This is a genomic window from Actinokineospora enzanensis DSM 44649 (assembly GCF_000374445.1).
Lineage (GTDB): Bacteria > Actinomycetota > Actinomycetes > Mycobacteriales > Pseudonocardiaceae > Actinokineospora > Actinokineospora enzanensis.
In genome coordinates this window covers 177,355-191,634 of sequence record NZ_KB894405.1, presented here as the reverse complement: position 1 = coordinate 191,634, position 14,280 = coordinate 177,355, and the positions used below count along the sequence as shown (strand labels likewise).

Genomic DNA, 14,280 nt, shown 5'->3' with positions numbered 1-14,280 from the left:
GTGAACGGGAACTATCGGGCATCACCATCGCCCCGACGTTCCCGGATATCACGCGGTTCCTGGCGGAACGGATGGCCGCGCGGAACACCGCCGAGCACGCGTCGTCACGGCCGTCCACTCACCACTGTGGAGGGATTGCCGAACCAGCGGCGCAACGCCCGTTCCAGCTCGTCGGCGGTGCCGTCGAGCCAGGCGGCGTGACCGTCGGGTCGGACGAGGAGGGCGCCGAGGTCCGGGTGGTCCGGACAGCGGGCCGTGATCATGGTGATCCTGTCCGACCAGCGCGGGGCCGTGTAGTCGTTGTCGCACAAGGAAAGGAGAACGCCACGGCCGGGGCCGAGTAGCTTCGCGAGCGTGGTTTCCGCGTCAGGCGTGTGCAGTGCGAGGTCGGGCACGAGCCTGCCCGCCCATGGGTGATCCCCGAACGCCTCGTAGCGGGCGTCCAGGCCGGTGATCACCTCGGTCAACGCCCGGTTCCCGTCGGGATGCTCCGCCACCCGACCCAGGAGGTCCGCGATCGGCTTCGAGGCCGGATCACCCAGCATCACCTGCGCCCGTGTACTGGCCAGGACCCGCTCCCCCGCCCTGTGCCGTTCCTCGTGGTAGCTCGCGAGGAGATCCGTTCCCCGCACCGTCGCCGCCAGCTTCCACCCCAGGTTGAACGCGTCGTCCAACGCCACGTTCACCCCGATAGCCCCGGCGGGCGGATGGATGTGCGCGGCGTCCCCGGCGAGGATCACCCGGCCTTTGACGTAGTCACTGGCCTGCCTGCTCGCGTCCCCGAACCTGGTCGTCCACCGTGGATTGCGCAGCGGGACATGGCGGCCGAGCATGGCGTCCAGGGTGCGTTGCAGAAGGTCGAGGGTGACCGGCGTGTCCTTGTCGGCGGGCGGGTCGTCGTCCTGCATGAGAAGCCGGACATAGCCGGGCCGGGGAATGACGAAGATGGTGCCGCCCGGTCCATCGGTGACGCCGAACGGGAGTTCGTCCGCCTGCTCGACATCTCCGAGCAGGGTGAACCGGGTCGAGGACGTGCCGGGGAAGTCGATGCCCGCCAGCTTCCGGACCGTGCTCCGACCACCGTCGCATCCGACGAGGTAGTCGGCGCGCTGTCGGTACTCGCCGTGCTCGGTCTCGATGGTGGCGGTGACTTCGTCCTCGTCCTGGGTCAGGCCGCTCAACCGCTGACCGCGCCGCACGTCGACGCCGAGGCGGATCGCGTGTGTTTCCAGCACTTCCTCGACGCGGGTCTGCGGGATGCCCAGGGTGAACGGGTGATCCGTGTGTGTCCCTTGGAGAGCGAGGGTCACCGGCAGGCCGGACACGGCCGCGTGCGGGACCTGCCATCCTTCGGCGACCAGTTGTTCGGCGTAACCGCGACGCGCCAACAGGTCCAGGGCGCGGGCGTTGAGGTTGAAGCCACGGCAGAAGGGCGGGCGCTCGGGGGTGCGTTCGACGAGGACGGTGTCGATACCGGCCAGGGCCAGTTCGCAGGCGGTGAGGAGACCGGCGGGACCCGCGCCGACGACGAGTACGGTCACTGTTCTCCCTCCGGCCAGGCGAGGCTGCCGTCGGCGATCTCCTCGACGGTCCGGCGGACCCAGGCCAGCTCGGACTCCCAGGTGTGCAGGGCGTACTCGACCTCGATCATGAACAGGCGGGGGACGGTGCCCGCGCCGACCGTGTCGGCGAGGACCAGGCGGACCTGCTCGATGCGCTCGTCCAGGCGGTGCGCGCGTTCTGCCAGGGCGGCCTGGGCGCCGTCCCTGCCCAGGGCGCCCAGGTAGGAGATGGCGGAGATGAACTTCGGGTACTCGGCCACGGGAGTGCGGATCAGCTCGTCGAGCCAGGCCAGGAACTCCTTGTGGCCCAGGTCGGTGTGGCCGTAGACGGTCCGTTCCGGACGTCTGCCGTCCCGTTCCGTCGCCACCGGCTGGATCCAGCCGTGCCGGGCCAGCGACTCGACGGTGTCGTAGAGGGAGCCCGGGTTGATCTTGAAGGTGCCGCCCTTGTGCCGCTCCCTGAGCGTGGCGGCCATCTCGTAGGGGTGCATGGGCCGTTCCAGGAGGAGACCCAGGACGGCCAGGGCCAGCGGGTTGGAGATCTTTCTCGGCAACGCGACACTCCTCGGTATCGACTACTCGGTTCCGAGTATATGAGTCCGGGCAAGTGGCCGCGCCGCGCGTGCGTGGTCTGGGGAACCCCCAGGTCAGGCGGCGGACAGCACCGCCAGCAAGGCCGCGCAGGTACGCGCCGCCACATCCACCAACGTCTCCGCCAGCACCCGGGCCGCCCCCAGGTCCTGGTCGCGCCCGGCCTCCTCGATGGCCGCGCAGGCCGCCGCCAGCTGATGCCCGGCCATCAACGAGCTGGACCCGCGCAACCCGTGCGCCAGCCGGGCGGCCCGCGTCAGGTCCCCGTCCCGGATCGCGTCGACGATCCCCTGGGCCCGGTCCGCGGCCTTCCCGGTGAACGAGTCCAGCAACGTCCGGGAGACCTCCGGCCCCATGGCCAGCAGCTGGTCCAGCATCGCCGGGTCCAACAGCTCCGCCACCTGGTCCGCGCTGGGCATCGGCCCGGCCACCCGGTCGCTCTCCCGCCGCGGCCGGGGCGGTGCCGCCGGGGCCATCATCCGGCGCAGCGCGGCCTGGAGCTGGTCCCGTCGCAACGGCTTGGTCAGGAAGTCGTCCATCCCCACGTCCCGACAGCGCTTCTCGTCGGAGGCCAACGCGGAGGCCGTCAACGCGATGATCGGGATCTGGTTCACCGGCGCGGCCAGCTGCCGGATCAGGATGGTCGCCTGGTACCCGTCCAGCACCGGCATCTGGCAGTCCATCAGGACCACGTCGTAGTCCCCGGTCTCGACCATCGCCACGGCCTGTTCGCCGTTCTCCGCGACATCGGCCTGGTACCCGAGCGCCGACAGCATCTGCACCACGACCTGCTGGTTGATGTCGTTGTCCTCGGCCACCAGCACCTTGCCCGCCTCCTGCCGCGCGTGCTTCGGCGTCGGGGACACCGCCGGTGCCTTGCCGATCTTCGGCTCCAGCAGCCGCCCGAGCCCCTCGCGCAGGGTCGCGGCCCGGATCGGCTTGGCGAGGTAGACCTCCACGCCCCGGCCGCGGGCGCGCTTGGCCTCTTCGGCGTCGATCGTCGAGGTCAGGATGCCCAGTCGCGGGGAGCCCGTGTCCGAGTCGGTCTGGATGCGCGCGGCCAGCTCCAGGCCGTCCAGGTCCGGCATGCGCATGTCCAGCAGCGCCGCGTCGAACGGCGCCCCGGCGGCGGCGGCGAAGCGCAGGGTGGACAGGGCCTCCGAGCCGTTGGTGGCGACGGCCACGCGGACCTGCCAGGTCTCCAGCAGCTGGGCCACGATCTGGCGGTTGGTGGCGTTGTCGTCGACCACCAGGACGGCCGCGCCGGAGAGGTTGCGCTGCGGGCGGGTGGTGGGCAGCGGGGCCGTGGCGGGCGGCAGGGGCAGGGTGAAGAAGAACGCGCTGCCCTCGCCTGGCTCGCTGGTGAGGCCGATGGTGCCGCCCATCAGCTCCACCAGCTGCCGACAGATGGTGAGGCCAAGGCCGGTGCCGCCGTACTCGCGGGTCGTGGACGCGTCGACCTGGGTGAAGGCGTCGAAGAGGTACTTCTGGCGGTCGGTGGGGATGCCGATGCCGGTGTCGGTCACCGTGAAGGTGACGTCGTGGTGGGTCTCCGGGCGGATCACCGGCGGGATGTCGACGAACACGACCACCTCGCCGGTGGGGGTGAACTTGATCGCGTTGGACACCAGGTTGGTCAGGATCTGCCGGATCCGGTGCGCGTCGCCGTGCAGCGCGGGCGGGATGGCCGGGTGCACCACGGCGGCGATCTCCAGGCCGGTCTTCTGCGCGGTCGGGGCCAGCAGGCTGACCACGTCCTCCACCAGCGACCTCGGGTCGAAGTCGACCGGGTCGATCTCCAGCTTGCCCGCCTCGATCTTGGAGAAGTCCAGGATGTCGTCGATGACCTCCAGCAGCGCGTCCGCCGAGCGCTGCAGGGTGGACACGTGGTCGCGCTGGCGCGGGTCCAGGTCGGTGTCCAGCAGCAGGGTGGCCAGGCCGATGACGCCGTTCATCGGGGTGCGGATCTCGTGGCTCATGTTGGCCACGAACGCCGACTTCATCCGGGACGCCTCCAGCGCCTGGTCGCGCGCGGAGGCCAGGTCCAGCTCGTACTGCTTGCGGTCGGTGATGTCCCGGACGAACGCGCTGAACACCATCTCCTCGCCCTGCCCGGACGCCCACACGGTCAGCTCGGCGGGGAAGGTCGCGTAGTCCTTGCGGCGCGCGACGACCTCGGCCGTCGTGCCCAGGATGTGCGGCTGGCCGCCGCTCAGCACGCGGGTCATGCCCGCCAGGTGCTCGGAGCGGTGCTCGTCCGGCACCACCAGGTCGACCAGCGGCACGCCCACCACCTCGTCGGCGCGCCAGCCGAAGATCTCCTCGGCGCGCGCGTTCCAGTGCGTGACCTTGCCGTCCGCCCGCATCGACACGAACGCGTCGCCCGCGGCCTGCAGGATCGCGCGCACCTCCTCGCCGCGGGCGGACAGCTTCGCCTCGGCCAGCCGCCTGCGCCGCTCGGTGTGCACCGCGACCACCAGGGCGGCCAGCAGCACCTGCACGAGCAGGGTGGTGACCGCGACGATCCGCGCGGTCAGCCGGGTGACGCCCGCGAACGCCCGGTCGGAGTCGATCCTGGCCACCACCGCCCAGCGCAGCGACGGCACCGGGTGGTGGAAGGTCAGCTGCTCGCCCCCCGGCCCGGCGACGGTGGCCGCGCCGCTGAGCCCGCCCAGCGCGGCCCGCACGCCCGGCACGTCCAGCGCGGACGTCAGCCCGGTGGTGCCCGCCTGCTGGGTGACCAGCGTGCCCCGGTCGTCGGCGACCAGCAGCGACACGTCCTGGTCGACGGCCACCATGCCGACGAAGTCGGTCAGCGCGCCCACCGGGTAGCTGACCGAGACCACGCCCACCACGCGCCCGCCCACGAGCACCGGCGAGGCCACCGCGACCACCGCCGCCCGGTCCGCGGTGGCCGCCTGGTAGACGTCCGAGACGTACGGGCCGCCCGTGCGCACGGCGCCCTGGAAGTAGTCCTGATAGGCGAAATCGGCGCCCTGCACGGGCAGTGAACCGGGGGCGACCGCGACCAGCCTGCCCGACGAGTCCAACGCCCAGGCCGCCTTGAACGCGGCGTTCTGCGAGAACAGCGAGTCGACCGAGGCGGTCAGCACGGCCGCGGACCCGGGCGCGTCGAAGTCGGCCGACTGCAGGGACGGGCGGCGGGCGTAGGAGTCGACCAGGGCGGACACGCTGGCCAGCCGGTCCCGCAGCTCCTGCCCCGCGACCTCGGCGCTGTGCGCGAGCCTGCGGTCGACCTCGTCGGCGACCATCCGGTGCGCGCCGCTGATCGACAGGTACGCCAGCGTGATCAACGGCAGCAGCGCCAGCAGCACGAACAACGCCACCAACCGCGCGGTGCGCTTGCGCAGCTCGCCGCGCAGGCCGGGGAAGGCGACCACGCCGCGCTGGGTGACCGAGACGCGCAGCAGCAACAGCGCGGTGACCAGCAGCGAGCCCGCCGCGATGACGATGATGTCGTCCGTGCTCGCCCGCACCGCGCGCAGCACCAGCAGGATCGGCAGCGGCAGCACGCACATCACCAGCGCCAGCCGCTCCGCCCACCGGGCGCAGTGCTCCTCCGGGTGCCGCTCAGTGTCGAACCGGGCCAGCACCAGCAGCAGCGACGCCCAGATCACCAGCCACGGCGCGGTGCCCGGGGCCGAGCGCAGCAGCTCCGCGGTGCCCAGCCAGGCCGCCGACCAGCCCAGCAGCCAGGCGGCGGTGCGGTGCGCGGTGGAGACGAACGCGGCGGTCGCGCAGGCCGCGACCGCGACCCAGGCGACCGCGGGCGCGATCGGGCCGTTACCCGGCAGCGTCCACACCAGCACGCCCGCGGCCACCGCGGCCACGCACGTGTCCAGCAGCGGCACCAGCCGGAACCACCACTGGTCGGTGCCGACGAACAGCCCGGCCAGCGGGATGATCCCGGCCGCGACCAGCAGGTACGGCGCATCGGGCCAGGACTCCAGCGCCCAGCCCGCGACCGCCAGCGCCTGCGAGCAGGCCAGCACCCACCAGATCGCCGCGTTGCGGGTGATGCCGCTGGTACGGGCCAGCACCGTCCCGATCCCGACCGCGCCGATCGCCGCCACCGCGACCCGGGCGCCGCCCGCGGGCAGCGTCAGGTACAGCACGGCCGCGAGCGGGTGCGCGGCGACCGCCACCCACCGCGCGGCCCACCACCGATCCGGGACTGGTGCGGGTGTCACCATTGGAGAGTGGCCCTGCCCCGGTCGGGTGTCCCGCAAGCCCTGCGGCGCGCTACCCGACCGAATGAAATATTCACACGTTCGCGCGGGCCCGGTCGCTCGGTCGGCCCTTGTTCACGAGACACGCGTGGTGTTCGCCAGCACACCACGAATCCCGTCCCAGGGCGCGCGGCACCACTCGACCGAGCGAAAACCCCGGTCAGGGGCGGCGATCGGGGTCCAGCGTCAGCCGGGCGCGTTGTTGGTGATCCAGACGTTCCTGGCGTAGCCGAGGGTGGCGCCCGCGCCGACATCCCGCATCTCGTTGTGCACCTGCGGGATCGCGGCCGGGCACCCCGACTCGCGGGTGCGGTTGGCGTACACCTGCGGAACCAGCAGGGTCCGCGTGGGAACCGGTCGACCGGAACGCAGGCGGTGCAGGAGGTCGACAGCCCCCGTGGCGATGTCGTAGCCGTCCTGGACCACCGTGGCCCGCAACGGTCCGGTGCCCGTGTCGATGTGCGCCAGGGCTTCCGCGGCACCGTCCACGCCGACGACCACGGTGTCCGCCACGCCCTCCCACTGCAGTGCCTCGACCGCCCCCAGGGCCATCTCGTCGTTGGTGCAGAACACGGCGTCCAAGCGGTGGCCGCCGAGCAGGCGCGCGCGGACCGCGTCCCGCGCGGCGATCCGTACGTAACGACAGGAGTCGTCCACCACCAGGCTCGCCTCGGGCAGCAAGGTCCGCAGGATCTCGGCGAACCCGGCCTGTCGGTCGGCGTGCTCATGGCTGGCGGCCACGAACACCGCCGGGTCCCGCCGGGGCACGACGCCCGCGAGCCACCGCGCGGCCGCCTCGCCGATCTGCCGGGAGGAGTAGCCGATGAAGGCGGTGTTCGGCGGATACCCGGCCTCGGTCTCGAACGGTTCCACGTCCAGGAACACCACCGGCCCGGCGACCTCGGCGCAGAACTCGACCAGGTCGTCCCGCAGCCGCGCCGGATCGGTCGGCATGATCAGCCCGCCTGCGTAGTCCGCCCGGCGGGCCACGAGCCCGCGCAGGTGATGCGCTATCCCGCACCGGTTGTAGTCGCGGCGCGGCCGCTTGAGCACGACATCGGTCTGCTCGTGGTCGAAGGCGTCGAGCACGTGCCCGATGAACTCGCTGAGCCAGTACTTCTGCTCGAACGCCGACACCACGAGGTAGACCTGCGCCATCGCCTCATCATGCCGGCCGATCCGCAGGCCGAAGCCCTGATCGCGACGGACGCGGTGTCAGGTGAGATCGAGGTCCTTGGTCTCCGGGAGGGTCAGCACGGCCAGGAACGCGACCACGGCGGCGAGCGCGACGTACCAGAAGAACAGAGTCGACGCGCCCGCCGCGGCCAGCGCGGTGATCACCAGCGGCGCGGTGCCGCCGAACAGCGCGACGGTGAGGTTGTACCAGGCGCCGATGCCCAGCCCGCGCAGTTCGGTCGGGAACAGCTCGCTCATGATTGCCGGGGCGATCGAGGTCATCGCGGTGTAGAGGGCGAGGCCGACGCAGAACACGACCAGCAGGTTGCCCAGTCCTGGCCGCACGAACGTGGACAACGGGTAGATCAGCACGGCGGTCGCGCCCGACCAGACCAGCAGCTGCGGGCGGCGGCCGACCCGGTCGGCGAGCGCGCCCATCGGGTATTGCAGCACGACGAACAACGCCGTCGCGATGGACAGCGCGAGGAAGACATCGGAGCTGTCGGCTTTCCTGGTGTCGATGGCGAACGGGGTCAACGCGCTGAAGAAGGTGTAGTAGCAGAGGGTGGAGAGCAGGGTGAATCCGCACAACCACCCGACCTGCCGCGGATACTCGCGCAGTGTGCGCAGGAGCGGATTCCGCACCCGGCGCGCCTTCTCCTTGTTGTGCTCGAATTGCTCGGTCTCCCCGAGGTTGCGGCGCAGCACCAGACCCGCGAGGCCGAGCAGACCGCCCACCAGGAACGGGATCCGCCAGCCGTAGCTCCCCATGTCGGCCTTGCTCAACGCCCGGGTGAGGAAGTAGCCCAGCAGCGACGCGACCAGCACCGCCGTCCCGGTGGAGAGGTAGAAGAACGACGAGTAGCGGCCCCGCCTGCCCGCGGGCGCGATCTCGGCCAGGTAGGCGGAGGCGTTCGACACCTCCCCGCCCATCGACATGCCCTGCGCGATCCTGGCCACCAGCAACAACACCGGCGCCAACCACCCCACCTGTGCGAACGTCGGCAACACCGCGATCGCCAGCGACCCGCCCGCCATCAGCACGATGGTCAGGATCATCGCGGGCCGCCTGCCCCGCACATCGGCGAACCGGCCGAGCAGGAACCCGCCCAACGGCCGGAAGAAGAACGCCAACGCGTAGGTCGCGAACGTGGCCACCAACTTCTTGCTGTCCGGCGCGAACAACGCGTTGGCCAGGTACGTGCTGAAGGTCGCATAGACACTCCAGTCATACCATTCAACGGCGTTGCCAACACTGGCCGCGACCAACTCCCGCACCGGTAACCGGTGTCGTTCCCGCACCCCGACGGCCACGTCCCACCTCCGACATCCCGGCCCGTGCTCCCTGTCGGACCCTGCCACACCGCACCCCCGGTTCGTAAGGTTGTTTCGGGTGGCGCTTTCCCGGGTACCGTCACGCGCCGTACCGGGATTCGCGTTCTAAACATCCGACTTCACCGCCCATAAGCGTCCGCTATGGGCAGGTGATATGACCGCGATTCAGCTCCGGAAACACATCCGCACCCGTTTCGCGGCGGAATGGGCCGGGTAAGTGCCGGTTCGTCGGAAAGCCGAAATCCCGGACCAGTGGAGTGGATGGATGAGCGAGATCGAACTGACCCCGCTGTCGCAGGACGAGCTGGCCGCCGAGGGCGGGGTGGCGCTGCCGGACAAGGAGGTCTACTCGCTGCTTGACCTCAACGTCGACCTGGACCTCGGGCTCGACCTGGCGGCGCCGGTCGACCTGGCGGTGGCGGCGAACGCGAACGTGGCCGCGCCGATCGACGCGGCGGTGGGGGCGAACGTGCTGTCCGACGGGTCGACCGCGCAGGCGTTGGCGGACCAGGGTGTCGCCATCGGCCAGGGCATCACCGGTGAAGCCGTGGCGCACTCGACCCAGGACAGCGACATCGACCAGGGCGACACGCCCGACACCCCGCCCGCGCAGAGCGGTGCCGACATCCCGGATGACGTGAGCGGGGCGTTGCAGGGCGGTCTGCTCAACGTGGATGTCAACGTCAAGGGCGATCTCGACCTGACCGCCCCGATCAACGGCGCGGTGGCCGCCAACGCCAACATCGCCGCGCCGATCGACGCGGCCGTGTCGGCCAACATCGGTTCCAACGACTCGGCGTCGACCGCGATCGCGCAGCAGGACGCGATCATCAACCAGACCATCGACGCCGACGCGCACGCCACCGCCGACCAGACCTCCGGCGTGGAGCAGTAACACATGAGTGTCACCTCCGGGTCAGACACTCCCGCGCGGGGCGCCGAGGAGGCGTCCCGCGCGGTGCCCGCGGGCGTGCCGCACCGGGCCGAGGGCGTCGAGCTGATCGGTGAGATGCGCGGGTCCGGCTACCGCAGGCCGCCCGCGCTGGTGCGGCGCCGGGACGGCCAGGTCGTCCAGCTGACCCCGCTGCTCTACCAGGTTCTGTCCGCTGTGGACGGTCAGCGGGACCACCGGGCGGTCGCCGACGCGGTGAGTGCCGCGATCCGCCGCCGGGTGAGCGCCGACGACGTGCGCACCCTGCTCGACGGCAAGCTGCGCGCGCTCGGTCTGCTGCGGCTGGCCGACGGCTCGGAACCGGCGCCGCGCAAGGCCACTCCCCTGTTGGGGCTGCGGCTGCGGTGCGTGATCTCCAACCCGGAGGTGACGCGGCGGGTCACCGCGCCGTTCGCCGCGCTGTTCGCGCCCGTCGTGGTGGTGCTCGCGGTGGCGGCGTTCCTGGCGATCTCGTACTGGGTGCTGTTCGAGAAGGGCCTGGCGGGCGCGGCGTACGAGGCGTTGCACGAGCCGTCGCTGCTGCTGCTCGTCTTCGTCGCCACCGTGGTGTCGGCCGGTTTCCACGAGTTCGGGCACGCCGCCGCCGCGCGCTACGGGGGCGCGACGCCGGGCGCGATGGGCTTCGGCCTCTACGTCGCCTGGCCTGCCTTCTACACCGACGTGACCGACAGCTACCGCCTCGGCCGGGCCGGGCGGCTGCGCACCGACCTGGGCGGGCTCTACTTCAACGCGTTGGTCGCGATCGCCATGTACGTGGGCTGGTGGTTCTCCGGCTGGGACGCGCTGCTGCTGGTGATCGCCACGCAGCTGGTGCAGATGGCCCGGCAGCTGGCGCCGATGGTGCGGTTCGACGGCTACCACGTGCTGGCCGATCTCACCGGTGTCCCGGACCTGTTCCACCGCATCAAGCCGACGCTGGTGGGACTGCTGCCGCACAAGTGGCGCTCGCCGGAGGTCACGGTGCTCAAGCCGTGGGCGCGCGCGGTCGTGACGCTGTGGGTGCTGTTCGTGGTGCCGACGCTGCTGTTCTCGGCGGTCATGGTCGTGCTGACGCTCCCCCGGATCGTCGGCACGGCCTGGCACGGGGTGGGACAGCAGTGGAGCGCCGCCGGGACGGCCTGGGACGACGGTGACCTGGCCATGGTGCTGGTGCGCGGCCTGGGGATGCTGGCGATCGCGGTCCCGTTGCTTGGCACGTTCTTCATGGTCGCGCGCATGGTTCGGCGGACGGTCGCGAAAAACTGGAAGCGCACCGAGGGCAAGCCGGTGCGGCGGGGCATCGCGGGCCTGGTCGGACTGGCCGTGCTCGCCGGTCTGGCGTGGGCGTGGTGGCCCGCCGACGACAACTACCGGCCGATCCGGCCGGACGAGCGCGGAGCCGTGCAGGACGTGCTGCCGCTGGCGAGTCACACGCCCCGGTTCGACGCCGGTCACGAGCCGGTGACGAGCGCGGTCCGCGAGGGCTCCACCGGCGCGGTCCGGACGGTGTGGCCGCAGGAGCGGTCGAAGACGTTGCCCACCAAGGAACACCCGGTCATGGCGACCGTGCTGGTGCCCGCCGCCGGGCAACCCGCCGCGCCGACGTGGGTGTTCCCGTTCGACCAGCCGGGGCCGGTGCGTCCCGGCGACAACCGGGCGTTCGCCTGGAACACGACCGACGGCACGGTCCGCTACGAGGTCGCGTTCGCTCTCGTGTGGGTGACCGATGGCGACGCGGACAACCGCAACGAGGCCTACGCGCTCGCCAACTGCCGCGCGTGCGCGTCGGTCGCGATCGCGTTCCAGGTCGTGGTGGTCATCGGGCACGCGGACGTCGTGCCGGAGAACGTGGCGGTGGCGGTGAACAGCTCGTGCACCGGCTGCCTGACGTTCGCGCTGGCCTCGCAGCTGGTGGTCACGCTGCCGGACGTGCCGAGCGAACAGGTGCGGGCCGAGCTGGAGCGCATCTGGTCCGGCATGGGCGATCTGGCCGCGCGCATGCGGGGCATGACGGCGGCGCAGATCCAGGCGGAGCTGGAAGAGGTGAAGTCGGAGATCCTGGACGTGCTGAAGCCGACCATGCCGACGACCTCGCCCACGCCCACGGCAGTCCCGCCGGTGCGCGCCAGTGTGACCGTGCCGCCGACGCCGTCGGTGAGCGCGCCGGTGACCACCGTGCCGAGCACGTCGGCGCCCGGCTCGTCGACCGGTTCCCCCACCGGTTCCCCCAGTACGACGAACCCACCGTCCTCTGTGGAACCGACCACGACGGTGTCGTCCACAGTGGAGTCAACCAGCCCGACCAGCTGAGTCGCCATAGCGGACACACCGTTTCCCGCCGAGCGGAATGCCCGGCGGGAAACGGTGTCCGTGGGATCTACTGTGTCTACAGTGTCCTAAAGTCGAGTATCAGATCGACTTGCGGCGGAAGCTCTGCTTGCGCGCCACCGGGATCCGGGGCGCGACGCGCGAACCGCCGTCGGTGTGCGCCACGCCGTCGCGGCCGGAGCCGTTCTTGCGGGCAAGGATCTGCTCGAACTTCTGCTTGATGTCCGCCTTGTCAGCGTGGGTCTTTTTGGCAGCCATGCGGGCCTCCTGGCGAGGTACGTGTGGTCGCTCTCTACGGCACGAGTCGACGGAACAGCGGCCGCGGCCGGGAAAGGCCGTGGCAGGGGACGGTCCGCGAGCGAGGTCGGACCGAACGTGGCGTCTGGATACGCTGTCCGCCAGATCATGGCCATGCCGGAACCACGGCATGACGCGATCGCGCGGGAGGATGATTTCGCTTCGGGACCCCCGGACCACTCAGCACGAGGCTGGGGTTCACACGGGGAGGAAGTCCCGGAATGTCACAGCTGGTTGCCCATGCCCTAGATAGTGCCATCCACCGCGACGCCCCGTCAAGCGCCCTTCGGCGACCCGGTTTCGCGCCGGGCGAACGCTGTCCCGTTGCGACAGTCCGGAACCCGGCCCGAGGGCCACCCGAGCCGCCCTGAGCGGAGACGGGGCGGGGTCGGCGCGTGACTGTCGGTGGGTGCCGGCAAGGTGTGCCGGGTCGGGGCCGGGGCGGGATCGCCTGTCGGCCAAGGGGTTCGAGCGGGAGGGACGATCATGACGACACCGGTGGTGGCGCCCTGGGACGCCGAGCGCGTGATCGGGCTGGCCCCGGACGCGGCCTCGGCGAAGGCCGGGCGCGGCCAGGCGGTGGCGTCGAAGTGGTCCGGGCTCGGCGTGTCCGGCGAGGCGATCTGGGGCGACTGCCAGGGCAGCGGGAAGAAGCCGTACCAGACGTGCGTGGAGCTGGCGGGGCCCGCGTACAGGTGCTCGTGCCCGAGCCGGAAGTTCCCGTGCAAGCACGCGCTGGGGTTATTGCTGCTGTGGTCGGCGGGCGGGGTGGCCGCCGGGCCGCAGCCGGACTGGGTCGGCATCTGGCTGGACAGCCGCGCCGACCGGGCCGACCGCGCGGAGAAGCGCGCCGCCGCCCCGCGCGACGAGCAGGCGGCCGCCAAACGCGCCGGTGACCGGCTCGACCGAGTCCTCGGCGGCGCCGCCGAGCTGCGCGAATGGCTCACCGACCGGGTCCGCGCCGGCCTGGGCACGCTGGGCCCGGACGGCGTCGCCGACCTGCACGGGGTGGCCGCCCGCATGGTCGACGCGCAGGCACCGGGCCTCGCGGGTGGGCTGCGCCGGGCCGCGTCCCTGCTCGGCCGCGGGCGCGACTGGCACGGCCCGCTGCTCACCGAGCTGGCCCTGCTGCACCTGCTGGCCGACGCCGTCACCCGCCTCGACGACCTGCCACCCGCCCTGGCCGACACCGTCCGGGCCCGGCTCGGCTTCACCGTGGACACCGCCAAGGTCCTCGCCGACGGCCCCCGCGTCACCGACGACTGGCTGGTGGTGGGCATCGCCGACGAGGAACACGACCGGCTGGTCACCCGCCGCGTCTGGCTGCGCGGCACCCGCACCGGCCGGGCCGCGCTGGTCCTGTCGTTCGCCCCGGCGGGCCGCTCGATCGACTCGTCCATCCCCGCGGGCCACGTCCTGCCCGCCGAGCTCGCCTTCCACCCGGCGGCCGCCCCGGTCCGCGCGGTGATCGCCGACCGCGGCGACCCGGTCCCGGTCACCGACCCACCCGGCGACACCGTCGCCACCGCCCTCGACTCCCTCGCCGACGCCCTGGCCGCCGACCCCTGGCTCGACCGCTGGCCGGTCCTGCTCTCCGACGTCGCCGCCACCCCCATGCCGGACGCCCGAACCTGGGCCCTCACCGACCCGACCGGCGCGTCCCTGCCGCTCATCCCCGGCACCGACCACTGGCCCCTCCTCGCCCTCACCGCCACCACCCCGGCCACCCTCGGCGCCGAATGGACCCCGGCGGGCCTGCACCCCCTCACCTGCTGGCACGACTCCCGGGCGGTCCGACTGTGAACACCGA

Annotated in this window: 9 protein-coding genes; 3 read left to right on the top strand and 6 right to left on the bottom strand. The window is 71.8% G+C overall.

Annotated elements, in window-relative coordinates; genetic code table 11:
* Positions 1–104: 104 nt before the first annotated feature.
* From C503_RS0105705 to C503_RS0105685, 5 genes are all read right to left on the bottom strand, one after another.
* Positions 105–1,541, bottom strand: a complete 1,437-nt coding sequence (locus C503_RS0105705) for an FAD-dependent monooxygenase (protein ID WP_018681228.1) — start codon at positions 1,539–1,541, stop codon at positions 105–107.
* On the bottom strand, positions 1,538–2,116 hold the full coding sequence (locus C503_RS0105700; protein WP_018681227.1) for a PadR family transcriptional regulator: 579 nt from the start codon (positions 2,114–2,116) through the stop codon (positions 1,538–1,540). The genes C503_RS0105705 and C503_RS0105700 overlap by 4 nt, the downstream gene beginning before the upstream one ends.
* Positions 2,117–2,209: 93 nt before the next feature.
* A complete protein-coding gene (locus tag C503_RS0105695; protein WP_156892993.1) occupies positions 2,210–6,364 on the bottom strand; it encodes a response regulator in 4,155 nt (1,384 codons plus the stop codon).
* Between the two features lie 225 nt (positions 6,365–6,589).
* Positions 6,590–7,561, bottom strand: a complete 972-nt coding sequence (locus C503_RS38110) for a sugar ABC transporter substrate-binding protein (protein WP_018681225.1) — start codon at positions 7,559–7,561, stop codon at positions 6,590–6,592.
* 57 nt (positions 7,562–7,618) lie between these two features.
* Positions 7,619–8,893, bottom strand: a complete 1,275-nt coding sequence (locus C503_RS0105685; RefSeq protein WP_018681224.1) for an MFS transporter — start codon at positions 8,891–8,893, stop codon at positions 7,619–7,621.
* A 286-nt stretch (positions 8,894–9,179) separates the two neighbouring features.
* Here C503_RS0105685 and C503_RS0105680 point away from each other — a divergent pair, with 286 nt between their 5' ends.
* Both C503_RS0105680 and C503_RS38105 read left to right on the top strand, forming a co-directional pair.
* Positions 9,180–9,809, top strand: a complete 630-nt coding sequence (locus C503_RS0105680; RefSeq protein WP_018681223.1) for a hypothetical protein — start codon at positions 9,180–9,182, stop codon at positions 9,807–9,809.
* Between the two features lie 3 nt (positions 9,810–9,812).
* Entirely contained in the window at positions 9,813–12,155 is a 2,343-nt protein-coding gene (locus C503_RS38105) for a zinc metalloprotease (protein ID WP_018681222.1), read from the top strand.
* Between the two features lie 99 nt (positions 12,156–12,254).
* On the opposite strand, the gene C503_RS47250 is transcribed toward C503_RS38105, so the two are convergent.
* A complete protein-coding gene (locus C503_RS47250; RefSeq protein WP_018681221.1) occupies positions 12,255–12,431 on the bottom strand; it encodes a DUF5302 domain-containing protein in 177 nt (58 codons plus the stop codon).
* A gap of 525 nt (positions 12,432–12,956) precedes the next feature.
* Between C503_RS47250 and C503_RS0105665 the strand changes: the two genes are divergently transcribed.
* A complete protein-coding gene (locus tag C503_RS0105665) occupies positions 12,957–14,273 on the top strand; it encodes an SWIM zinc finger family protein (RefSeq protein ID WP_018681220.1) in 1,317 nt (438 codons plus the stop codon).
* The last annotated feature ends 7 nt before the right edge of the window (positions 14,274–14,280 follow it).

Excerpts from the sequence above, each read along its gene's own strand:
- C503_RS38110 (WP_018681225.1), bottom strand. The coding sequence starts at position 7,561 with ATGGCGCAGGTCTACCTCGTGGTGTCGGCGTTCGAGCAGAAGTACTGG.
- C503_RS0105680 (WP_018681223.1), top strand. The coding sequence starts at position 9,180 with ATGAGCGAGATCGAACTGACCCCGCTGTCGCAGGACGAGCTGGCCGCC.
- C503_RS38105 (WP_018681222.1), top strand. The coding sequence starts at position 9,813 with ATGAGTGTCACCTCCGGGTCAGACACTCCCGCGCGGGGCGCCGAGGAG.
- C503_RS47250 (WP_018681221.1), bottom strand. The coding sequence starts at position 12,431 with ATGGCTGCCAAAAAGACCCACGCTGACAAGGCGGACATCAAGCAGAAG.
- C503_RS0105665 (WP_018681220.1), top strand. The coding sequence starts at position 12,957 with ATGACGACACCGGTGGTGGCGCCCTGGGACGCCGAGCGCGTGATCGGG.